This is a genomic window from Mycobacterium sp. D16R24, from assembly GCF_002013385.1.
Taxonomy (GTDB): domain Bacteria; phylum Actinomycetota; class Actinomycetes; order Mycobacteriales; family Mycobacteriaceae; genus Mycobacterium.
The window spans coordinates 1-22,323 of sequence record NZ_MAEV01000022.1 but is presented as its reverse complement, the minus strand read 5'-3'; the positions used below and the strand labels follow the sequence as shown (position 1 = coordinate 22,323).

24 protein-coding genes, 1 tRNA gene and 1 pseudogene are annotated in these 22,323 nt (G+C 64.6%); 9 read left to right on the top strand and 17 right to left on the bottom strand.

All coding sequences use genetic code 11. From position 1 onward, the window contains the following. Positions 1–78: 78 nt before the first annotated feature. A complete protein-coding gene (locus tag B4383_RS18975) occupies positions 79–774 on the bottom strand; it encodes a CPBP family intramembrane glutamic endopeptidase (RefSeq protein WP_078292546.1) in 696 nt (231 codons plus the stop codon). Positions 775–978: 204 nt separating this feature from the next. Here B4383_RS18975 and B4383_RS18970 point away from each other — a divergent pair, with 204 nt between their 5' ends. Next, positions 979–1,671, top strand: a complete 693-nt coding sequence (locus B4383_RS18970; protein WP_078292545.1) for a GAP family protein — start codon at positions 979–981, stop codon at positions 1,669–1,671. 262 nt (positions 1,672–1,933) lie between these two features. After that, complete coding sequence (locus tag B4383_RS18965; RefSeq protein ID WP_078292544.1) at positions 1,934–2,356, top strand: helix-turn-helix transcriptional regulator; 423 nt, start codon at positions 1,934–1,936, stop codon at positions 2,354–2,356. Here B4383_RS18965 and B4383_RS18960 read toward each other — a convergent pair. From B4383_RS18960 to B4383_RS18940, 5 genes are all read right to left on the bottom strand, one after another. Beyond that, positions 2,296–3,450, bottom strand: a complete 1,155-nt coding sequence (locus B4383_RS18960) for a hypothetical protein (RefSeq protein ID WP_286143965.1) — start codon at positions 3,448–3,450, stop codon at positions 2,296–2,298. The genes B4383_RS18965 and B4383_RS18960 overlap by 61 nt on opposite strands. After that, positions 3,447–4,595, bottom strand: a complete 1,149-nt coding sequence (locus B4383_RS18955; RefSeq protein ID WP_078292542.1) for a hypothetical protein — start codon at positions 4,593–4,595, stop codon at positions 3,447–3,449. Before B4383_RS18955 ends, B4383_RS18960 begins: the two co-directional genes overlap by 4 nt. Next, on the bottom strand, positions 4,595–5,116 hold the full coding sequence (locus B4383_RS18950) for a hypothetical protein (RefSeq protein WP_078292541.1): 522 nt from the start codon (positions 5,114–5,116) through the stop codon (positions 4,595–4,597). Before B4383_RS18950 ends, B4383_RS18955 begins: the two co-directional genes overlap by 1 nt. A gap of 172 nt (positions 5,117–5,288) precedes the next feature. Continuing rightward, positions 5,289–5,364: transfer RNA gene (locus tag B4383_RS18945), tRNA-Thr, on the bottom strand. Positions 5,365–5,421: 57 nt separating this feature from the next. Continuing rightward, positions 5,422–6,627, bottom strand: a complete 1,206-nt coding sequence (locus B4383_RS18940; protein WP_078292540.1) for a DNA polymerase III subunit delta' — start codon at positions 6,625–6,627, stop codon at positions 5,422–5,424. A gap of 162 nt (positions 6,628–6,789) precedes the next feature. Between B4383_RS18940 and B4383_RS18935 the strand changes: the two genes are divergently transcribed. Next, positions 6,790–8,280 (top strand): adenylate/guanylate cyclase domain-containing protein, encoded by a 1,491-nt coding sequence (locus B4383_RS18935; protein ID WP_078292539.1) that lies wholly within the window; start codon positions 6,790–6,792, stop codon positions 8,278–8,280. On the opposite strand, the gene topA is transcribed toward B4383_RS18935, so the two are convergent. From topA to B4383_RS18920, 3 genes are all read right to left on the bottom strand, one after another. Next, positions 8,277–11,048 (bottom strand): type I DNA topoisomerase, encoded by a 2,772-nt coding sequence (topA, locus tag B4383_RS18930; RefSeq protein ID WP_078292538.1) that lies wholly within the window; start codon positions 11,046–11,048, stop codon positions 8,277–8,279. The genes B4383_RS18935 and topA overlap by 4 nt on opposite strands. Positions 11,049–11,236: 188 nt before the next feature. Continuing rightward, entirely contained in the window at positions 11,237–11,824 is a 588-nt protein-coding gene (locus tag B4383_RS18925) for a hypothetical protein (protein ID WP_078292537.1), read from the bottom strand. Between the two features lie 116 nt (positions 11,825–11,940). Beyond that, a complete protein-coding gene (locus tag B4383_RS18920) occupies positions 11,941–12,144 on the bottom strand; it encodes a cold-shock protein (RefSeq protein ID WP_078292536.1) in 204 nt (67 codons plus the stop codon). Between the two features lie 337 nt (positions 12,145–12,481). Here B4383_RS18920 and B4383_RS18915 point away from each other — a divergent pair, with 337 nt between their 5' ends. Then, entirely contained in the window at positions 12,482–14,791 is a 2,310-nt protein-coding gene (locus tag B4383_RS18915; protein WP_139360884.1) for a DEAD/DEAH box helicase, read from the top strand. Here the strand turns inward: B4383_RS18915 and B4383_RS18910 are convergent. Beyond that, a complete protein-coding gene (locus tag B4383_RS18910) occupies positions 14,788–15,891 on the bottom strand; it encodes an NADH:flavin oxidoreductase/NADH oxidase (protein WP_078292534.1) in 1,104 nt (367 codons plus the stop codon). The two genes, B4383_RS18915 and B4383_RS18910, sit on opposite strands and share 4 nt — an antisense overlap. Before the next feature lie 93 nt (positions 15,892–15,984). Further along, positions 15,985–16,944 (bottom strand): alpha/beta hydrolase, encoded by a 960-nt coding sequence (locus B4383_RS18905; protein ID WP_078292532.1) that lies wholly within the window; start codon positions 16,942–16,944, stop codon positions 15,985–15,987. A gap of 46 nt (positions 16,945–16,990) precedes the next feature. Here B4383_RS18905 and B4383_RS18900 point away from each other — a divergent pair, with 46 nt between their 5' ends. The 3 genes from B4383_RS18900 to B4383_RS18890 are packed head-to-tail and all read left to right on the top strand — an operon-like array spanning position 16,991 to position 18,951. Beyond that, positions 16,991–17,635 (top strand): TetR/AcrR family transcriptional regulator, encoded by a 645-nt coding sequence (locus B4383_RS18900; protein ID WP_078292530.1) that lies wholly within the window; start codon positions 16,991–16,993, stop codon positions 17,633–17,635. 30 nt (positions 17,636–17,665) lie between these two features. Continuing rightward, positions 17,666–18,586, top strand: a complete 921-nt coding sequence (locus B4383_RS18895; RefSeq protein ID WP_078292528.1) for a carbon-nitrogen hydrolase family protein — start codon at positions 17,666–17,668, stop codon at positions 18,584–18,586. Next, positions 18,583–18,951 carry a hypothetical protein gene (locus B4383_RS18890; protein WP_078292527.1) on the top strand — a complete coding sequence of 123 codons (369 nt, stop codon included), beginning with the start codon at positions 18,583–18,585 and terminating at the stop codon, positions 18,949–18,951. Before B4383_RS18895 ends, B4383_RS18890 begins: the two co-directional genes overlap by 4 nt. A gap of 42 nt (positions 18,952–18,993) precedes the next feature. Here the strand turns inward: B4383_RS18890 and B4383_RS18885 are convergent, their stop codons facing one another. Then, positions 18,994–19,257: a substrate-binding domain-containing protein gene (locus B4383_RS18885; protein WP_078292525.1), complete on the bottom strand. Its 264-nt coding sequence runs from the start codon at positions 19,255–19,257 to the stop codon at positions 18,994–18,996. A 180-nt stretch (positions 19,258–19,437) separates the two neighbouring features. Between B4383_RS18885 and B4383_RS26385 the strand changes: the two are divergent. Next, a pseudogene (locus tag B4383_RS26385) lies at positions 19,438–19,536 on the top strand (trehalase family glycosidase); the annotation flags it as partial. Positions 19,537–19,601: 65 nt separating this feature from the next. Here the strand turns inward: B4383_RS26385 and B4383_RS18880 are convergent. From B4383_RS18880 to B4383_RS18860, 5 genes are read right to left on the bottom strand one after another with little or no spacing between them, the layout of a single operon-like run. After that, complete coding sequence (locus B4383_RS18880; protein ID WP_078292523.1) at positions 19,602–20,036, bottom strand: Rv3654c family TadE-like protein; 435 nt, start codon at positions 20,034–20,036, stop codon at positions 19,602–19,604. After that, entirely contained in the window at positions 19,945–20,229 is a 285-nt protein-coding gene (locus B4383_RS18875; RefSeq protein WP_217697250.1) for a TadE family type IV pilus minor pilin, read from the bottom strand. Before B4383_RS18875 ends, B4383_RS18880 begins: the two co-directional genes overlap by 92 nt. 41 nt (positions 20,230–20,270) lie before the next feature. Next, a complete protein-coding gene (locus tag B4383_RS18870; protein ID WP_078292633.1) occupies positions 20,271–20,462 on the bottom strand; it encodes a DUF4244 domain-containing protein in 192 nt (63 codons plus the stop codon). A 51-nt stretch (positions 20,463–20,513) separates the two neighbouring features. Next, entirely contained in the window at positions 20,514–21,098 is a 585-nt protein-coding gene (locus tag B4383_RS18865; protein WP_078292520.1) for a type II secretion system F family protein, read from the bottom strand. Further along, on the bottom strand, positions 21,095–21,868 hold the full coding sequence (locus B4383_RS18860) for a type II secretion system F family protein (RefSeq protein ID WP_078292518.1): 774 nt from the start codon (positions 21,866–21,868) through the stop codon (positions 21,095–21,097). The genes B4383_RS18865 and B4383_RS18860 overlap by 4 nt, the downstream gene beginning before the upstream one ends. Positions 21,869–22,142: 274 nt before the next feature. Between B4383_RS18860 and B4383_RS18855 the strand changes: the two genes are divergently transcribed. Further along, entirely contained in the window at positions 22,143–22,322 is a 180-nt protein-coding gene (locus tag B4383_RS18855; RefSeq protein ID WP_139360882.1) for a hypothetical protein, read from the top strand. Position 22,323: the final 1 nt, after the last annotated feature.

Genomic DNA, 22,323 nt, shown 5'->3' with positions numbered 1-22,323 from the left:
CCCGCTGTCCACTCCCCTGGGCTGGCGCACCGGTGAACAGCTGCTATTTCTCGCAGCGACCGGGATCGTCGTATCGGGCTAGATCAGGTGCCAGACCAGAACCGCGGCCAGCACTCCCATCCCGTTGAGTGACCAGTGCAACGCAATGGGCGCCAAGAGGCTGCCACTGCGGCGCCGCAACCAGGTGAAGACGAAACCCGCGAAGGCAGTGGCGACCACCGCCCCGGCGACACCGGCGATCTGCGCCCACAGGCCCACCCCGAGCAGCCTCGTCAGGCCGACGTTGCCGGTCGTCAGACCTAAGGAAGTAGCGATGTGCCAAAAGCCGAACAGCAGAGACCCGGCGGCTGCGACTCCCCGGAAGCCCCAGGCTCGGGCCATCGTCCCGTGCAGAACTCCCCGGAAGGCGAGCTCCTCGGGAATCACGGTCTGCAGCGGGATCAGGACGAAAGAGGCCAGTAGCGCGCCCGAAACGGTCGTCGCGTAGCTGCTGTTGAGGAACATCGGCCGGGTAATCGGCAGCAAGAGACCTATGCCAATCACCGCTCCAACGATGACGACCGCGACAGCCGCGTACTTGGCGCCGGAACGCCAGTGATCGCGGCCCAACCCCAACTCGGCCCAGGAGTGGCCCCGGTAGCGGATCAGAGCCAGCAGCCCAATCGCGGCAATCGGGACCACGACGAAGTTGGCCCAGGGCGTGGTGAAGTGCGCGATCAGATTGGTGGCGACGAGAACAGCGACCACGACGGCAATGTCGATGTAGGTGCGCACGTCCCGCAATCCATGCAGGGGCGCAGCAGCAGCCGAGGTCTGAGTAGGCACCCGGTCCAGAGTACCGGCGGTCTCGTTGACCCAGGTCAGAGTGTGATCCAGTCGTGGCTATCGCCCCGCACCTCGGTGTGGGGCCGATTGTGGCAGTGCCCACAACGCTGCGTTAACCGGAACACGATCCACCCTCACGTAAGTTCTGGAATCGTGCTCACCCTGTTGCTGGCATTCGCGGGATTCGCCTGTCTGGACGCCCTCAACGTGCTCAACATCGGTATTGCCACCACCATCGTCTACGTGACCCGGCTGGAACGCCGATCGGCATTTCCCGGCGGCCTCAGCTTCGTCACCGGATTGTTTGTCGCACTATTCACCTTTGGACTGGCGACCGTGCTCGGGGTGCGCTCGTTGACCGACGTGGCCGGTGGTTCGGACATCACCCCGTCTACCCGGTATTGGGCCCAACTGGTCATCGGCATTCTGTTGATCGCAGTTGCGGCGTTGACCTGGTTCACCGAGCCGGTGACGCCGCCGTGGATTCGCACTATTGCGCGCCGCCATCCGTGGCTTCTCGCACTCGTGGGGCTTGCGCTGGGTTATGCGGAGGCTCCCACATCTGTTCCGTACCTGAGCGCACTGGCGATGCTCGCCTCACGTCACCCGCTGCCGTCGATGTGGCCGCTGCTGCTGGTGGGCTACGGGTTGGTCGCCATTCTCCCGAGTCTGCTGATTCTCGTGCTGTCGACGCGACGATCTCCCGGCGCGCGGCGTGCGCAGCGCGCGCTGGTGCGGACGGTGACGCGATACGGCCCCACCGCGATTCGAGTGATTTTCCTGGGCTTGGGGGGCGTCCTGATCGCCAGTGCGCTGGTGCATCACGGCGCACTGGGGCTCCGCTGAGCGGCGAAGAGTTCATACAAAAATCGGCTGGTCATTCCCTGTGCTCAACCCCACGATGAGCACAGGGAATGACCAGCCGACAGCGGTCGGCCTTGGTTAGCCGAACGAACACTCGGGACATTACTGTCAGTAAATAGTCCTTGTCAATCACTTACCCTTCCGATAAGTTGCATATCGCTCGGACACCCGCAGACGTACGGTGAGCAGCACAGCATGTGCGTGTATCGTTGGACTGCGAAGTGAAAGTATGTGAGGGGGTGCGGTGCCGGACTTTTCGCAGCGCTTGAGCCATCTGTTTGCCACAGTGCATCCGGCCGGGCGCGGACCTTATTCCCTCAACGAGGTGGTCGCCGCACTTGGCGAGCGCGGCGTCGAGGTGTCTTCGCCCTATCTGTCGCTCCTGCGCAAGGGCGAACGTTCCAACCCGGCGCCCGATATCGTCACGGCACTGGCGGAGTTCTTCCAAGTGAGCCCCGCCTACTTCTACGACGCCGACTACGCCGCATCGGTAAATCGCGATTTGGATTGGCTTGTGCAGCTGCGTGACTCAAAGGTCCGCGAAATCGCGCAACGCAGCTATGCACTCTCCGAGGACAGTCGGCAGGCGATAGCCGATATGGTCGATCACTTACGCAAAGTCGAGGGCATACCCGACAAGGAAGCCGGAGCCGCCAAGTCTTCCTGATGCTCCCGGTAGGCGTCGGCGATCGCGAGGACCCAGGACCCGTCACTCACGCCTTCTGGCGGACGCAGCCATTCGCAACTAAATCCCGGAACCGCTTCATCGACGAGCCAATTCGCCACATCCAGCGCCTGTTCGGAGCCGCCTCTTGGCGCCGGGGAGTTGGTTACGAGCGGCACCCGGCGGCTCTGCGCTAGTAGCGTGAGGCCATCCTGGATATGCGTAATCCATTCGAAGACTAAGTCCGACAAGCGTATTCGCGACTCCACGGGCGGGAAAAGCCCCGGGAACATGCCACCGAGAGCGTCACGGAGCGGCCGTAGCCGCCGTAATTCTCGGCGTGCCTGAACACGCAGCATCACCGGCGGCCAAAGAAAGCCCGCGACGATCAAAACCGCGGCAATACACCCCGGCCACGTCTGCAACCACACTCCAACGGCGCCGCCGATAAAGCCCTCGCCATGGCTCAGCGGGCGCCAGATCCCTCCGCAGAAGCTCGCGACAACCTGGAACATAGACGCGGCCGCTAACAGTCCCAGACCGACGCCGACGGGAGTTCGATCGGCGTTCCGAGAGCCGACCCACGCGAGCTGCAGGACCACTAACATCATGTACGCGCTGCTCACCGCAACAGCGATGACCGCTCCGCGATCAGCCCCGGAATACACGATATTTGCGATCGTCAGCGCATCGCCCGCCATCCCGATCACCTCACTGTGACGCACGGCGACAACGACGATCGTGAGAGCGATGACTGCTCCCGCAACAGTGACCCACAGCCCACGGCGGATACGCTCCCGCGACGCGTCGCCCCTGATACCGATGACGAAGACCTGTAAACACGCCGCGATCGTGATGGCTGGCCAACCGACGACGCTGACGGCACGCGCACCAGGTGGCAGTGCCGCCCACACCCAGTCGGTGTACACCACGAACCAGATCCACACCGACATCCCGAAGGCAGTGACCGCGACGGCAGGGACCGACGTGGGATCACGCACAATCCGCCGGATTCGGTACAGCAACACCGGAAGAAAGCAGATGAGCACGGCCACGCGCACAATCTGCATCAGCTCCCACGCCGCCCGGGTAGTCACCGCGCCACCAGCAGATGCCCACGTCGTGCTTCCCGCATACCAAAGGCGTCCGCACGGCCCCGATAGGCATCGGCGATGGCGAGCACCCACGCCTGATCGCTCATGCCCGTTGGCGGACGCAGCCATTCATGGCTGATTCCCAAAACCGATTGACCAGAAATCCAATTCGCCACTTCCAGAGCATGATCGACATGATCTACGGGAATCGGCACACTGGTTTCCACCGGTATCCCACGGCCCTGCGACAGCAGAGTGAGGCCGTCTTGTATATGCGCTAGCCACTCAAATACCAAGTCTGACAGCCTTATTTGAGACTCTGTCGGCGGGAAAAGCCCCGGGTACATCTCGATGAAAGCATCATGGAGTTGCCGTAGCCGCCGCAATTCTCGCCGCGCCTGAATACGTAGCATCACCGGCGGCCAGGCGAATCCCACCACCATAAGCGCCGCGCCGATACATCCGGGCAGGATCTGAAGCAATGGACCATAGGGGCCACCAATCCCCATGCCTCCGCCAGTCAGCGGGCGCCAGATTCCCATGAAGGCGATTGCGATCAATTGCAGCACCGCGGCGGTCGCCAGCAGTCCCAGCCCCGCGCCGACCGGCGTGCGGTCGGCGTGCCGGAATCCGACCCAGGCGAGCTGGACAAGCACCACTGCCAGGTAGCCACTGCTCACGACTTCGGCAACGGCCGCACCGCGATCTCCACCATCGAGAAGAGCGTTGGTGAGCGCGAACATGTCGTCAGAAGACACCAGCGCACGGCTCTGACTCACCGCTACCGCAACCACAGCCAGGACCAGGCCAGTGACGGCGAAGGTGGCACGCAGCCCCCGTCGAATCCAAACCTGCGAGACATCACCACTGATCCCGATCACGAAAATCTGCAAACAGCCGGCCATCCAGACGGGCGCCCAACCACCGATGCTCACCGCGTGCACGTAGGACGGCATCACCGACCACACCGGCTCGGTGAACATCAACATCCAAAACCACACCCACACCCCAAAGACCGTGGCGGCGATGGCGGGGATCGACGTGGGGTAGCGGACCAACCGCCAGATCCGGAACAGCAGTACCGGTAGAAATCCGATCAGTACCGCGATGCGCACAGCCTGCAGCGACTCCCAAACCGAGAGAGTCATTACCCCAGCGCGTCGTCGACGTATGGGCTCCAGCTCGGGCGGTCACGCCGGCCGGCCCGCAAGCGGCGCACTAACAATGCCGCGAACCGCTCGGCAGCTAGTTCATCCTGCGGCCAACGGTCATCACTCTGGGTCAATTCATCGGCGCCGCAACTGCGTTGCAGCATGCGCGCAACAAGCTCAGGCGGCACCGCACGGACGTGCTCGGCGGCGAACTCGGCTACCGGCAGACCGCGATGGCCCAACACCATGTGGCCCAATTCATGTGCGATCGTGCGGTCGCGGCCCACGACTCCATGCCCCACCTGCACGAGGTCCCTGTCGGGGAACGAGACCCACTGGCCGAAAACTCCGGCTGCGAGCGGCGCATCCTCAATGTCCACCACCCGGCCGTTCGCGTGGGCCCAGCTATGCGCGACATCAACCACCGAGCCTTGCCGTCCGGTGGCCGTGGCCAGCACCTGATCCACCGCAGCAACGACCGAGCCATGACGGCTGGCACCGCGCCCCGCGAACCACATGAGCATCAATCTAGCGGTCTGATGTTGTGCCCACAGCAGACGTACCCGGCAGCGGAGTGATTTACGTCAAGTGCTCGAGAAGGGCGCCGCGCGCAAAAGCCAGCTCACCGAGTTCGAGCAGGTCGATATGGCGATGGCCGGGGCGGTCACGAAAGCTATCGAATAATCCGCGTGGAGCTGCCCGGGGGAATCGAACCCCCGACCTATTCATTACGAGTGAATTGCTCTACCGACTGAGCTAGGGCAGCGTGCCGGGCGAACCCAGCGCCCGAAAGTCTACGGCACCCCCGCCGCGACTCCCAATCTCATTCCGACGGGCGCAGCGCCTGCCCCGCCGTCGCGACCAGGGCATCGATTGCGAACTTGGGCTTCACGTTCACCGCGAGTGCCTCGCGGCACTCCAGGACGGCCTCGATGCATTGCAGGAGCTGTTCGGGCGGCACCCTGTCGACCATCGGCCCAAGCCGGTCGGCCATATCGGGGTGATGCAGTGTCACCCGGCCCTCCTCGGCAGCGCCGAACGATAGCACCAACGCGTCGCGGAAGTAGGTGGCCAGATCGATGAGTGTGCGGTCCAGGGCATCTCGTGATGCCCGGGTCTGACGCGACTTTTGCTTACGCTCAAGGTCCTTCAAGACACCCGCGGACCCGCGCAGTGCGGTCGCCGCACCCTTGCCGGTACCCCCGGCCCCCAACGCCGTCTTCACTTCTTCCTCTTCGGCCTCGTTACGCGCTGCCGTCAGCTCCTTGGCCTCGACATCGGCGCTGGTCACGAGTTCCTCGGCCGCGGCATACGCCCGCGTCGGGGTGGCGGCCTCCCTGGCCAGCCCCAGCGCCCGTAGACGCCGTGCACGGGCCTGCTCATCGGTGGCAAGTCTGCGTGCCCGGCCCACATGGCCGCCGCTCACCGAGGCCGCCCACTGCGCCTGCTCGGCATCGATCCCGTCGCGTTCCATCAGCACCTGCGCGATGGCCGCCACCGACGGAGTGACGAGCGCCACATGCCGACAGCGCGAGCGGAGGGTGATCGAAATGTCCTCGGGGTCCACCGACGGTGCACACAGCAAGAACACCGTCCGCGGCGGCGGCTCCTCGACAACCTTCAGCAGGACATTGCCGGCACCCTCGGTCAACCGGTCGGCATCCTCGATGAGCACCACCAGCCAGCGCCCGGTGCTCGGCCGGCGCCAGGCCGCCTGCACAATGGCGCGCATCTCATCCACGCCGATCGACAATCCCTCGGGAACGACTCTGCGCACGTCAGCATGGGTGCCGGCCATCGTGGTCGTGCAGGCACGGCATTCCCCGCAGCCCGCGGCACCTTCCGATTCGCACTGAAGGGCGGCGGCAAAACACAAAGCCGCCACCGACCTGCCCGACCCCGGCGGTCCGGTAAACAACCAGGCATGGGTCATCCGGCCCGCGTCATCACCGCGTGCGGCCAATGCCGCAGATGAGAGCGTGGAAACCACCGCTCCCTGATCCACCAGGCGCCCGAAAACCCCGCTCATCGCCTCCAACCCTAGCCGCCGCAACCGACGCGAAGAACAAGCCGCATAGGCGTGTGAAACGCTGCCGTCACCGCCGACAGCTACGGTTAACGGGTGACTGGCGCGGAGGGAGGGGTAGACCAGCGCCCCCTTGCACGCGCAGCCCGGTATTCGCGATGGGTCATGCGCACGCCTTGGCCCCTCTTCATCATGGGTATCGCCCAGTCCAACCTGGTCGGCGCACTGTTCGTGTTGGGCTTCCTGCGGTTCGGTCTCCCACCGAGTGACCGGGTGGAACTGACCGAGCTCGGCACGCAGCGGCTCATCATCCTCGGTGTCTCACTGTTCATCCTCTTTGTTGCCGGCGCCATCGTGAGCACCTACCTCCTCCTGCCCGTGCTGCGCTGGCAGTACAGTTCCCCGGACTTCGAGTCCGAGGGGTCCGAGGATGTCCGCGTCCGCGCCCTGCAGATGCCCTTCTACCGCACCGTCATCAGCGTGGCGACGTGGCTTGTGGGTGGCGCAATATTTGTCGCCGTCACCTGGTCATCTACCCATAGCTCGGTGCTGGTCGCCGCATTCGCGACAGTGCTCGGGGCCACCACGACCAGCATCATCGGATACTTGCAGTCCGAGCGTGTACTGCGCCCCGTGGCGATTCAGGCGTTGCGCCGTGGTGTGCCGGAAAATGTCACTGCCCCAGGCGTTATCGTCCGCCAGGTCCTCACCTGGGCACTGAGTACCGGCGTGCCGATCCTGGCAATCGTGCTCACCGTCGTGGGGCAGCGCGCGGGCTACCTGAAGTCCAATGCCGACAACCTCACCGGCTCCATCCTGATCCTGGCGATCATCGCGCTGGCGATCGGACTGATGGGCACCCTGCTGGTGGCCACCTCGATCGCCGACCCGCTGCGCCAATTACGTTGGGCACTCAGCGAAGTGCAGCGCGGCAACTACAACGCCCACGTACCGATCTACGACGCCAGCGAGCTGGGACTGCTGCAGGCCGGGTTCAACGACATGGTGCGCGATCTCGGCGAACGGCAACGCCTCCGTGACCTCTTCGGCCGCTACGTCGGCGAGGACGTCGCACGCCGGGCGCTCGAATACGGCACCGAGCTTGGCGGTCAGGAACGCAGTGTGGCAGTGCTTTTCGTGGACCTGGTGGGCTCCACTCAGTTGGCTTCCACGCGCGGCCCCGCAGTGGTCGTACGGGTCCTCAACGAGTTCTTCCGGGTGATCGTCGACACCGTCAATAAGCACGGCGGATTCGTCAACAAGTTCCAGGGCGACGCGGCGCTGGCCATCTTCGGTGCGCCCATCGATCATCCCGACGGCGCTGCGGCCGCGTTGGCGGCCGCCCGTGAGCTGGCCGACGAGCTCACCAATGTATTGGGCTCCAACGATTTCGGCATCGGCGTCTCTGCCGGACGCGCCATCGCCGGCCATATCGGGGCGCAGGCGCGCTTTGAGTACACCGTCATCGGCGACCCCGTAAACGAGGCGGCCCGGCTTACCGAGCTGGCCAAGAACGAACCCGGAAACGTGTTGGCATCAGCCTCCGCGGTGATGGAGGCTCGCGACGAGGAAGCACTGCGCTGGAACGTCGGCGAGACCGTCGAACTGCGCGGACGCAATGTGTCAACGCAGGTCGCGCGGCCGCGTCGCGGCTAAGTCGCCTTCTTGGCAGCCTTCTTCGCGGGGGCCTTCTTGGCTGCCTTCGCCGGTGCCTTCTTGGCCCGCTTCACCGGACCACGCGCGCGACGATCGGCAAGCAACTCCGAAGCCCGCTCGTCGGTGATCGACAGCACGTCATCGCCCTTACGCAAGCTGGCGTTGGTCTCACCGTCGGTGACGTAGGGACCGAAGCGCCCGTCCTTGATCACCATCGGACTGCCGGTCGTCGAATCCGCACCGAGCTCACGCAACGGGGCCGCCGAGGCCGCCTGTCCACCACGGCGTTTGGGTTCGGAGTAGATCTTCAATGCCTCGTCGAGGGTGATGGTGAACATCTGATCCTCGGAGGCAAGCGATCGAGAGTCCGTGCCGCGCTTGAGGTACGGGCCGTAGCGCCCGTTCTGCGCGGTGATCTCCTCGCTGTTGGCGGGATCGACGCCGACTACACGCGGCAAGGACAGCAGCTTAAGTGCATCCTCCAGGGTCACGGTCTCCAACGTCATGGACTTCAGCAGCGAGCCGGTGCGCGGCTTCGGGCCTTCCACCTTCTTGGCTCCCCGCTTGGGCTTCGCATCCGCTTCGACGGCGTCGAGCTGCTCCGGTGGTGCCGGCAGCACCTCGGTCACGTAGGGGCCGAAACGTCCATCCTTAGCGACGATTTCGTGTCCGGTCTCCGGGTCAACACCCAGCGTCCGGCCCTCCTGCGGGATCGCGAACAGCTGTTCGGCCATCTCGACCGTCAGCTCATCGGGAGTGACGCCGTCCTTGACGTTGGCACGCTGAGGGATGAGAGCCCCGGCTTCGCCCTCCGGATCGGTGATCATCCGCTCCAGGTACGGCCCGTTCTTTCCGACCCGCACATAGATGGGGCGGCCCTGGTCGTCGTCGAACAGTTTGATCGAGTTGACCTCGCGGGCGTCGATCTCCTCCAGGTTCACACCCACCAGGCGCTTGAGACCACCGGCGCGGGCCACCGAGCCCTCGGCGCCGTGCTCGCCACCAAAGTAGAAGGCGTTCAACCAGTTTGTGCGCCGTTCGTTACCGGACGCTATCTCGTCGAGGTCGTCCTCCATGGCGGCGGTGAAGTCGTAGTCGACGAGCCGGCCGAAGTGCTGCTCGAGCAACCCGATCACCGCAAAGGCGGTCCACGAGGGCACCAGCGCGCTGCCGCGCTTGTGCACGTAGCCGCGGTCCTGGATGGTCCGGATGATCGACGAGTAGGTCGACGGACGCCCAATTCCCAACTCTTCCAATGCCTTGATGAGCGAGGCCTCGGTGTAGCGGGCGGGCGGATTGGTGGTATGGCCATCCGCGGACAGTTCGGTGACCGTGACGGTCTGGCCCTGTTTGAGCTGCGGCAGGCGACGTTCCTCATCATCGGCCTCGCCACCGGCCAGTTCATCCACGGTCTCGACGTACGCGGACAAGAAGCCGGGGAACGTGATGGTGCGACCGCTGGCGGTGAACACCACCTGCTCGCCGGAGGTGGCGGTACCCGCCAGGCGCAGGCTCAGCGTGGTGCCACGGGCGTCGGCCATCTGCGAAGCCACCGTGCGCTGCCAGATCAGCTCGTAGAGACGGAATTCGTCATTGTCGACCAATGAATGCAATTGGCCCGGAGTTTTGAATGTCTCACCTGCCGGACGAATAGCCTCATGCGCTTCCTGCGCATTTTTCACCTTGCGGGTGTACTGCCGTGGCGAGGGATGCACGTATTCGCTTCCGTACAACTCCGCGGCCTGGCTGCGTGCGGCAGTCAATGCCGATTCCGACAGCGTCGTGGAGTCGGTACGCATATAGGTGATGTAGCCGTTTTCGTACAGCCGCTGCGCGATGCTCATGGTGCGCTCGGAGGAGAACCTCAGCTTGCGCCCGGCTTCCTGCTGCAGCGTCGAGGTCATGAACGGCGGGTAGGGCTTGCGGGTGTACGGCTTCTCCTCGGCGGAGGCGACCGTCAGGGTGGCGTGAGACAGCCCGGCGACGAGGGCGTTGGCCCGCACTTCGTCGAGGACCAACACATCGTCGGCCTTCTTGACCTGGCCCAGGGAGTCGAAGTCGCGGCCGGAGGCCACCCGCAGCGCGTCAACGCTCAGCAGACGGGCATTGAAACGTGGGGGCTTGGCCTCACTACCGGCGTCCAGCTCGGCGCCCAGGTCCCAATACCCGGCGCTGCGGAACGCCATGCGATCGCGTTCACGCTGGACAATGATCCTGGTAGCCACCGACTGCACACGACCGGCAGACAGATTCCGGCCGACCTTCTTCCACAGCACGGGGCTGACCTCGTAGCCGTAGAGCCGGTCCAGGATGCGGCGGGTCTCCTGCGCATCGACGAGGTTGTTGTCGAGGTCACGAGGGTCCTGGGCGGCCGCAAGGATGGCCTGCTCGGTGATCTCGTGGAAGACCATGCGCCGCACGGGCACCTTGGGCTTGAGAGTCTCCAGCAGGTGCCAGGCGATGGCCTCACCCTCGCGGTCACCGTCCGTCGCGAGATAGAGCTCGTCAACGTCCTTCAAAAGGCCCTTGAGTTCGGTGACGGTGCCCTTCTTATCGGGGCTGACGATGTAGAGCGGCTCGAAGTCTTGATCGACGTTCACTCCAAGACGTGCCCAGGGTTCGGACTTGTACTTGGCCGGAACATCGGCAGCGGCACGGGGCAAGTCCCGAATGTGGCCACGCGACGACTCGACGACGTATCCGTCGCCGAGGTAGCCAGCGATCTTGCGGGCCTTCGTCGGTGATTCGACGATGACGAGCCGTCGCACCTGCTTCGTCTCCTTACCTGCGCATCAAGCCGCATATGTACGGTGTAGAGGGCGGTCCACCGTGGTCACAAGATGACACCCCCGCGCCAATTGCGCAAACCTAGCCTTCCATATAGGCGTCGGTATTCCCGATGTCAGGGTGGCCAAAAGCGTGTCCGAGTCCTCACTAAACCGCTGCTAGAACCCGGTTAGACCCTCGGCCAGACGCGGAATGCGTCGGTGTCGCCGGGTGGTTCTCCGATGTTTTCCAGTAGCCGCCCCAGTCTGCGTCTTCCACTTATCCGCAACGCGGGATTGGCACCGCGTGTTCCGATCAAGGTCGGAGCGATGCCCACCCGCATCAGCGCTGCCGCCAGCGACGAATGCGTATCGGGGGCATGTGGGTCCAGTCCCAGGAGGTACCTGTCGGCCTCCGGCGAGCCTGCGGCGAGCACCCATGCCCGCAGCTCACGTGCACCCGGTAACCATTGCGCGGGCACAGTTTTCACCGCGCCGCGGGTCCACTCGCGCGCAACCGGCAACACTGCGGGATCCATGGCGGTACGCACCAGCGGATGGTTCTCCGCGCCCGTCTCGGTGTGGCCCAGTTCCGCCTGCAGACCAGTTTCGGTGATCATCTCGGCCAGCGCCAGCGCACGCCACGGCTGATCCACGACCACCGAAATCCGGGCTCCCCCCGCGCCGACCACGACCTGGCCTGGTCCGGCCAGCAGCCCCGCCAAATCGGTGACCTCCGGAGGCACCGACTCGGCGGAAAAGAAGGACAGCTGGCTCACAGTCACAGACAGTACTTTCTCCGCAAGCTAGGGGGCTCTCCCCGCGCGCGGAGAGTTTCTTGGAACGAGAAACGCCCCCGGCACATGGCCGGGGGCGTTCCTTCGACGGATGTGGGTCAGACGGCGCGGACGCCGGTAGCCTGCGGGCCCTTGGGGCTCTGGCCTACCTCGAACTCGACCTTCTGGTTCTCTTCAAGGGTACGGAATCCGTTGCCCGAGATTTCGGTGTAATGGACGAAGACGTCAGCGGAGCCGTCCTCGGGCGCAATGAATCCGAAGCCTTTTTCCGCGTTGAACCACTTCACAGTTCCCTGTGGCATTTCTTTGATCTTTCTTTACTTGGGTTCGACATACCCGTTCGGCACGTCGGGCCCCGTTCCGACCGCCATACCCCGTGGAATGATCCTCGCAGTAACCGCGATCACAACGTCGATCCTGCGAGTGCAAAACACGAACACAGAAGCTGCGACCCCCTTAAGTAGAGCATGTTTGGGGCGTTGGCGATAGCGGTGTGCCAGATAATTGCCGGGAAGTTCGGTGAACAGTGGCGAAACTTCGACCCTCTTTCGGCCTGCCTTACCCTGGCGTTATGGCCATCTGCGGTAGCGAGCACGGCGCCATTTTGGCACAAGTGTGCAGGTCACGAGGTGTTTTGCGGTGACGGTTGGGTACGGTCGCGAACTGCTGGATCTCATCGTGGCCGGTACGCCCAGCGGCGAGACCCCGGTGCGGCATATTTGTGATATCCCCGCGCGAAATGCCGAGGTGGCGGCCTGGCCCGAGTGGGCGCATCCCGACGCAGTCGCTGCGTTTGCGGCCCAAGGGGTGACCGTTCCGTGGTCGCACCAGGTCGCCGCCGCCTCCCTGGCGTTCGCGGGACGCCATGTGGTGGTAGCCACCGGAACCGCATCCGGGAAGTCCGTCGCCTACCAGCTGCCGGTCCTGACCGCCCTGGCCGAGGAGCCGCGGGCACGCGCGCTCTATCTGGCGCCCACCAAGGCGCTCGGCCATGACCAGCTGCGCTCGGTACGCGAATTGATCACGGAGATAGAAAGTTTCGGGCGAGTGCTGCCCTGCGCGTACGACGGGGACAGCTCCAACGAGTTACGGCGGTTCGCCCGCGAGAGCTCGCGGTGGATCTTCACCAATCCCGACATGATGCATGTGTCCTTGCTGCATAACCACACCCGGTGGTCGGTGTTCCTGCGCGGATTGCGCTACCTCATCGTGGATGAGTGCCATTACTACCGAGGAGTTTTCGGGTCGAATGTGGCTCTCGTCCTGCAGCGGCTGTTGCGCTTGTGCGCACGGTACGGTTCGCATCCGACGGTGATATTCGCCAGCGCCACGACCTCGAACCCCGGTTCGGCAGCCCAAGCACTCATCGGACAGCCGGTCGAAGAAGTGATCACCGATGGGTCGCCGCACGGGATGCGCACGGTCGCGCTGTGGGAACCACCCTTGCTGCCGATCACCGGCGAGAACGGGGCACCCGTGCGGCGCCCGGTCAGCACCGAGGCCTCCCGACTGCTGGCCGATCTGGTCCAGGAAGGCGCGCGAACGCTGACATTCGTCCGATCGCGGCGCGGAGCGGAGATGACGGCGCTCGGGGCCGCCCATCAGCTTGCCGAGGTCGATCCTGCCCTGGTATCCCAGGTGGCGGCATATCGGGCGGGATATCTGCCGGAGGACCGCCGGGCATTGGAGCAAGCGTTGTCGACGGGCGCGCTGACCGGCGCGGCAACGACGAACGCTCTGGAGCTGGGCGTCGACATCGCCGGATTGGATGCCGTTGTGGTGGCGGGTTTCCCGGGCACCGTGGCCTCATTCTGGCAGCAGGCCGGCCGCTCGGGCCGCCGGGGACAGGGCTCGTTGGTGGTGCTGGTCGCTCGTGACGATCCACTAGACACCTACCTGGTTCACCATCCGGGCGCGCTGCTGGACAAACCGATCGAGGCGGTGGTGATCGATCCAACCAATCCGCATGTGCTGCGACCTCATCTGCTGTGCGCGGCAACAGAACTGCCGTTGACCGAGGACGACGTACGATCCTTGGACGCAGCAGATGTGGTTTCCGAGCTCGTCGACGACGGCCTTCTACGCAAGCGGCCCGGCGGATACTTCGCGGCCCCGGGACTCAATCCCTATGCAGCCGTGGATATCCGTGGATCGATCGGCGGCCAGATCACGATCCTGGAGGCCGACACCGGCCGAGTACTGGGAACCGTCGATACTGGCCGAGCGCCGGCTTCGGTGCATCCCGGAGCCGTCTATCTGCATTCCGGCGAGACGTATCTGGTCGATTCTCTCGATTTCAGTGACGGAATTGCCCTGGTGCACAACGCTACTCCCAATTACACGACATTCGCCCGGTCCACCATTGATATCGCGATCACGGGCGAGGGCGAACGGGTACACCTGGGCGATATACAGATTGGGCTGGTACCGGTGGATGTCACCCACCAGGTGATCGGCTATCTGCGTAAGCTGGCAACCGGCGAGATCCTCGACTTCGTCGAGCTCGACATGCCGTCCTCGACATTGAGCACCAAGGCGGTGATGTACACGGTCACCCCGGAGGCTTTGGCAGGCATCGATATCGACACACTCGCCACACCCGGTGCCTTCCATGCCGCTGAGCACGCCGCGATCGGTCTGCTCCCGTTGGTCGCCAGCTGCGATCGCGGCGATATCGGTGGGGTATCGACCGCGCTGCAACCCGAGACCGGCCTACCGACGGTGTTCGTCTACGACGGCCACCCCGGCGGCGCGGGTTTCGCTGCCCGTGGATACGAGCAGCTGGCGATCTGGCTGGGTGCCACCGCCGACGCCATCCAGGCGTGCGAGTGCGAGGCGGGGTGTCCGTCGTGTGTGCAATCACCCAAGTGCGGCAACGGGAATTCCCCGCTGGACAAGGCCGCGGCCGTCAAGGTGCTGCGATTGGTGCTGTCCCGGCTGCCGGGCTAGAAGGCACGCGCGTACTGCTTGGGCACTGCGGGGCTCAGCTCGGCACCCAGCTCACGCGCCGCCCGCCGTGGCCAGTACGGGTCGCGTAGCAGCTCGCGGCCCAACAGCACCGCGGAAGCATCACCGGCGGCAAGGATCGATTCGGCCTGATGCGGCTCGGTGATCATGCCGACCGCCGCCGCGGGAAGCCTTGTTTCGGTCTGGATACGCCGAGCGAACCGCACCTGATATCCGGGTCCTGCCGGAATCCGGACATGCGGCACATTGCCACCCGTCGATACATCGATGAGGTCTACGCCGCGTTCCTGCAGCTGTCTGGCGAGCTCGACGGTCTGATCGGGCGTCCAGCTGTCCACCTCCAGCCCGGGCTCCTCGGTCACCCAGTCGGTCGCCGACACCCTGACGAACAGTGGCAGGCGCTCGGGCCAGACAGTGCGTACCGCCGCGACGGTGTCCAGGGTGAGCTTGGCGCGGCCGGCAAAGGAGCCGCCGTACTCGTCGGTGCGGGAATTGCTTGCCGGAGAAAGGAACTGATGCTGGATGTAGCCATGCGCGGCGTGCACCTCAAGCGCCTGGAAACCTGCCCGCAACGCGCGCCGCGCGGCCTCCACATAATCCTCGATGATCGCGGTGAGATCGGCGGGGGTGGCCGCCGCAGGTGGCACGAAGTCGCCGTACGGTGCGTCGGTGGGACCAATTGCCTGCCAGCTCAACGGGTCCGAGGGGTCCAATGAGCGGTGCCCATCCCACGGCGCGACGGTCGACGCCTTGCGACCGGCATGTCCGAGTTGCACCGCCGGGACGGCGCCAAAATCCTTGACGCGTTCCACGATGGCCGCCCAGGCCTGTTCCTGAGTGTCGTTCCACAGCCCGGTGTCATACGGGGAGAGCCGCCCTTGCGCGTTGACGGCGGTGGCCTCGGTGAACACCAATCCGGCTCCGCCGACCGCGCGGCTGATCAGATGAGTGCGGTGCCAGTCGTTCGGCACACCGGTCAACGGGCCGGTAGGGTCCGCCGAGTACTGGCACATAGGCGACATCCATATCCGGTTGGGGATCGTAATGTCACGCAGCCGGTACGGCTCGAACAGCAGGCTCATGGTCCGAAGGCTCCTCGCGTCGGGTCGGCGGCCAGCACCGCTGGCCCGGCACAATCCAACGCAGACGCGTGCCGAATATTTCCCGGGCCGTATTTACCCAGTCTGTTCGGTCGCCTGCTCCTGCTCGGACACCGAAAGCGCCTCGCGGATGAAGTCGGCGGAGAGAACGACGGCCTCGGCCGTATCGCGCGAGACGGCGATGGCCGGGAAGGCGTGCAGCTGCCACGAGTAGCTGTGCACCGTGGCCACCACACCTGCACCAGTAAGCTTCTCCGCGAGCTCCAGAGCGTCAGGCTCCAGGAACTCGTCCTGTGCGGTGATGAGCAGCGTTGGCGGGAATGCCTCGACCGGTACCGATATCACCCGCCGTTCTCCAGTGAATTCCACTGGGCCCCTGTCGAATTTGGGTGCCAACTTCGACAGCTTACCCTTGGGCAGGTATGCGTCGTGGCGGCTGGTACTGGACGGATTGGAGGCCAGATCCAGATCAAGCAGCGGTGAATACCCTACATAAGCAACGGGTTTCGACAGCCTGTGGGTGTGTGCATATTCGATGACTTTGCCGCCCAGGTAACCGCCTGCCGAGTCTCCGACGACAATCACCCGTGCGTAGTCCTGGAGTAGCTCGCGGTAGGCCTGCACCGCATCCGCCACCGACGAGCCCACGCCGACCTCCGGCAGCTGCCGATAGTCGAGCACGTAGACGGGGATCTGAAGCTGGCGCGCCAACAGACCGGTGATCTTGCGGTGAGTAGCCGGGCCGCACGCGATGAACGCACCGCCGTGCAGATAGAGGATGGCGGTATCGGAGTCGCCGGCCTGCGTCCCGGCCGGCACCATCAGATCCGTCGGTCTGTCGGCCAGCACGATCCGCGTCCGCTCGATGCCGGGTGCGTCGGGCCCCCGCTGAGCGCCCCGGTCCAGCCATTTCAGCTGCCGAAGACCCGCGTCGAAGATCGGGAACAAGATCAGCAGCGGCTTAACAAAGAGCAGGACGAACAGAAACGGCAACCGAGCCTTGAGACCCGACTTGGGGTGCAGGGTGACGACCATCCGGTCACGCTACCGCCATGTGATCGCGCGCCCGTAACCTCGGTGGGTGTCTGAGACCAAGGCTCGACGTCAAGACCGTCGCACTGCTGTAACAACCGCGGCCATCCTCGATGCGGCCGAAGGGCTCTTCGTGGAGCGCGGGTTCCATGCGGTCACGATGGATGCCATCGCCGAGACCGCCGACCTCGCGGTCGGCTCGATCTACCACCACTTCAAGAACAAGGAACGCCTATATCTTGCGCTCGTCGAGCGGGCCCTGTTGGTCAACGAGCAAGCAATGGCCGCGGCGTTCGGCGATGGGCGCACCCCCATGGAGGAGCTGCGCGCCGCCAGTGATGCCTACTGCGATTTCCATCTGCAGAACCCGGGATACTTCCGCATGATCGCCCTCCGCACCTTGGATGTTCCCCCCGGCGATATGGCCGACGAGGTCGAACGCCGGATCGCCGACAAGGTCGAGTCGCTCGTCGGCGACATCGCCGATGTGCTCCGCCGTGCCGATGCCGCAGGCGAGCTGCACTGCCCCGACCCCGTCCGGACATCCATCTTCCTGTGGGGTGCGTGGAACGGCGTGCTGTCGCTCAATTTACGTCCCGACCGGCTGCGACTCGAGCCCGCCGAAATGCAACGCGTGCTGGCACTGGGTCGCGAGATCATCGAGCGGGGCCTCATCCGCGACAAACTCTTGTAGGAACGTTCGGTTTTGTAGTAGCGTTCGGTTATGGTGCTGGCAGCGGCGATCCAACTCGAGGCAGTCATCGGCGATGTGGCCGCGAACCTGGACAGGTGCGCTGCGCTCGCCGACGAGGCAGGCCGGTCCGGGGCGCGCATCATCGCGTTGCCCGAGTTCTTCACCAGCGGGATCGCCTTCGACCCGTCCTTGAAGGATGCGGCGCTGCCCTTCTCGGGTGAGGCCACCGAACTGCTGTGTTCACTGGCCCGTCGCTACGACGCGCTCGTGGGCGGCTCGTTCCTGTGCCGAGACAAGGACGGGCACGTCCGCAATGCCTACGTCGCGGCGGATGCGACCGGAGTAGTCGGACGTCACGACAAGGACCTCCCGACCATGTGGGAGAACTCCTTCTATATCGGCGGTCAGGATGACGGAGTGTTCCGCGCGGGGACCTATGAGGTCGGGGCGGCTGTGTGTTGGGAATTGATGCGCACCCGCACGGCACAACGGATGCGTTCACGCGTCGATCTGGTCATGACCGGCTCCGGCTGGTGGTCGGTACCGCCGTGGCACCCACGCGCGACCTTCGAGGCGATGGAACGCCGTAACCACGAGACAGCCCGCACCGCAGCGGGCACCTTCGCCAAATATGTTGGAGCACCCGTTGTTCACGCCGCGCACGTCGGAGAATTCCGCTGCGCCATGCCCTGGCTGCCCCTCGAGTACCGGGGCCACTTCGAGGGATCCACCCTTATCACCGATAGCGCCGGGCACATCATCGCCGAACGACGCCCCGAGCAGGGTCAAGGCATCCTTCTCGGCGATATCGACCCGGGGCGTCAGGTACCCACGGCCGAGATTCCTGATCGCTTCTGGCTGCATCCCCGTGGCGTACTGCCCACCGCGGCATGGCACTACCAACGGTGGCATGGCCGACGGTGGTACCGCAGAAACATGGTGGGCGCATGAACCTCGTGGTGCGCATAGGACTGGCCGAACTGGCATTCGGCGCGATGATGGGGTGGACGGTGGCCGCGAACTTCCTTGCCCCGCAACTACTCAAGCGCATCGGCGTGACGAACGGGCGCAGGTTTCTGCAGGCCCACCTGGACTACATCATGATGGGGATACTCCTGATCGCGGTGGGCCTGGCCGTACCGGGCATGCCCGGCTGGCTGGCCGCAGTCGTGGTCTTTGGCGCGCTACTGAATCCAACCCTGTTTCTCCCCATGGCGTTCAAGGAGAACATCACATCCTCCGCCAGCTTCAAGGCCGCCACGTTCACGTCATTCGTGGCGATGAGCGGTGGACTGGTCCTGGTTGCGGCGCTCTGATGCGTACGAGCGTGCGTACCCACATACTCAGCAATGTGTCGTTCAGGATGTGGAGCGGATCACCAGCTGCGGGATGAGCACTGTCCTGGTGGGGGATTGCTCAGCGTTGCTAATCAAGGACTGCAGAAGTCTAGCGCCGAGCCGTCCGGCTTCTTCGAAGGACAGCCGGATTGTTGTCATGCCGAGGCTTTCTGCCAGCATTCCGTCGTCGAACCCCATGACCGCCAGTTGCTGGGGCACTGCGACTCCCGTCGCCCTGGCGCCGGCCAGAACACCGGCCGCGAGTGCATCATGATGAGCCACGATGACAGAAGGGCGTTACTCACCAGTAAGGAGGCTGGTGGCGGCTTCCTTTGCCAGTGTGACGTCGTTGGCGACGCCGCCCGCCTCATCGAATGCACGCCGCATGCCGTCGCCACGCAACATCACCGACGACACATAGGCTTTCGAACGCTTCGGTTCGCACACATACACGATGCGGCGGTGGTCTCAACCGGTAATACCGGTGGTGGAGTAGGCGGGGAGTACCCGCTGCAAGATGGCTTCGGCTGGACCAATGGCGTCACGCTAAAGCTGCTTGATTTGTACGGTACGTGAGGTCGCAGTTGGCCCGGTGCGACGCGAACGGAGCCACGAAAGTCGTCATTGCGTCACCCTCCCTCGGCAACCGGCCCCGCACGAGCCGCCACTCTGGCCTGGCCAACACCGAATCGGCCGAGCATCACCGGAACAGCCACAGCAACAACAACATCGAGGTCTTCCACCGTGCAGTTGGTGACTGCGGCGCCCATCCTCCGGGCGGCAACGGTCGCCTCCGCACAGGCGGGAGCGGTGCCGTAGAGCGCCCGCTGCGCCCCGGCCAGCGCGGACAGATCGGCGGCGGCCTGAGCCCGATGCCGCGCCACCACTGCCTCGCCCACCGCGGCACACCCAGCCGTCAACGCCAACAGCACCGCCATCATTGCCACCGCGACAATGGTCGCCGAGCCGTTGTCAGCCCTCGGGTTCCATCGCCGAAACCGACTCGGCGGCAATCGTGATGGCAGGCAGCAATCGGCTCGTCGCGGCGACCCGCGCCACCGCATAGTCGCCGTCGCGCCGCACCTCGAGCACCGCACCGCGCGGGGCGAGCCGCTGCACGACCGTTCTCGCATCGGCGTCATCTCCGCGTGCCACCAATCGCGCAGCCTCCCGCGCGGCGTCCACACAGCGCACCTGCATCGATACCGCCTGGATTCCCGCGGAACACAACACGAGTACCGCCACCAAGGCCGCTATGCCGAAGGCGGCCTCGACGGTGACGGCTCCGGTGTCGTCGCCTAGACGCTGGTGTTGAGTGCGCGAGCGATGATGTTGGTGAGCGCACTGACGATCGAGTCCCCGGTGACCACCGTGTAGAGGATCGCCCCGAAGGCCGCTGCCGCGATTGTGCCGATCGCATACTCCACGGTGGACATGCCATCCTCGGACTTGACGACCACCACCAGCCGTCGACGTAGCTTCGTCAATATGTTGTGTATCAATGGTTTCCCTCCCTCTCGACCCCGCGGCCCTTCCGCGGATCACAGCACACCGCTGCTGAACACATCCCTCGCCAAACCCATGACGACAGGCACGATGCCCAGGCAGACGAATGACGGCAGAAAGCACAACCCCAGTGGCGCACCGATGAGCACACCGGCGCGCTCGGCGGTAGCCACGGCCGAGTCGACCGCATCCCGACGACACTGAACGGCCAGCGACGCAAACCCCGCAGCCATCACCGCACCGGAGTCGGCCGATCGCCGTGCCAATCTGGCCAGCGCCTGCCGCTGCTCGTATCCCAGATCATCCGCAGATCCTGCGTCAGCCCAGGCCGCCGACGGTGACGCACCCAAGGCGAGCATCTCTCCCGCACGGTTCAGGACACGGGCCAATTCTGATGGCGCGCAGAAGGACACCACCAACGCCGCAGTCGCCACTGGCATCCCCGATCGAAGGCACACACTCAGCATGTCAAGGCTGAACGCCATTCCTAACAAACCCTTTTCGGTGGTGTCGCGATCCGCCGTGACAGGTGCATCACCACACGACAGCCTCGTACGGGCCCGCAACGCCCCCGGCAGGCTCAAGGTTGCCGAGGCAAGCAGCAGCAGAGCCGTAATCACCGCAATGCCTTCGCGGTGATTACGTCGGACCACAGCAGACCGACAGATGCCAACGCCACCCCGACAACGAGTAGCACGCCACCCAGTCCGCCCGCACAGAGCACGCTCAGCGGCTTGGCTCCGATCATCTGCCCGAGCCCGATTCCTGCTGCCGGTAGTCCGGTAAGTACCGCTGCCGTCGCACGCGGCCCCGCGAGGCCAGCATTCACCCGTGCCGTAAATCGTTGCTGTTCTTGTAGATCCGTTCTACACACATCGAGCAGGTCCGCGACGGCGAGGCCGTGACGCTGAGCCAGCATCCAGCCACGGCTGATCCGGCCCCACTGCGCTGCCAATGGACCCGACCTCGGCACGGCCGGATCGAGCGTCACCCCCAGGCGCGCGCGGGAGGCGATGGCGGCGAACACCTCCCCGGTTGTTCCGCCAAGCTCTGCTGCAGTGACCTCGAACGCGTGCACAGGATGCGCGCCCGCCCTCAGCTCACCGACAATCACCTCGAGACAAGACTCCAAGACGATCAGTTCCTCCGATTGGACTCTCAACCGTCGACGACGGCGCCACCGCACACACAGCGTGCCGCCAGCAATGCCCACCGCCAGCACCACCGACAACGGCAACAACCACACGGCTATCAGCATCAGACCACCCCATGGTGCCGCCACCAGTTTTCCGTTCCACCGCCGAGGAGATACCCCACCCCGCCCTATCCGCGAGTGCCTCTGCGGCACAAGGAGAAATGCGGCGGCTAGTAGCAGCAGAGCCTGCATCATGTCACACACCGTGCGATCAACGCGTCGAGCTGCGCCGCACCGGAACAAGTCCTGCCGTCAACGTTCCATGCTGGTATCACCCGCGCAATCCCATCCTCACCCTTGCAGACCACTGCGATCTCGGTCAGTCTCCGGATGTTTCCAAATCTTCTGATATGACAAACACATTGGCCGATTTATCTGTACCGGCACAGCTAGATCTGAGCTTCATTCCTGTTCCAGCGGTGGGACACATGTATATCGGGTCGGCGATGTGGGCCGTTCGGTCGGCTACATGTGTCCCACACGCGAGTTGCGCTGTGCGTTGGACGGGGTGCTGTCTCGCTGTTACCAACGACAGCCAGCGGTCATCGTCGGAGACGAGATCGGCGACCGATACGTCGAGCGCTTCGGTGATGTCGAAGAGTCGTTCAAAGAGCAGGCCCGCCAGGCTCGCCAACAACGAATCAAGTAGA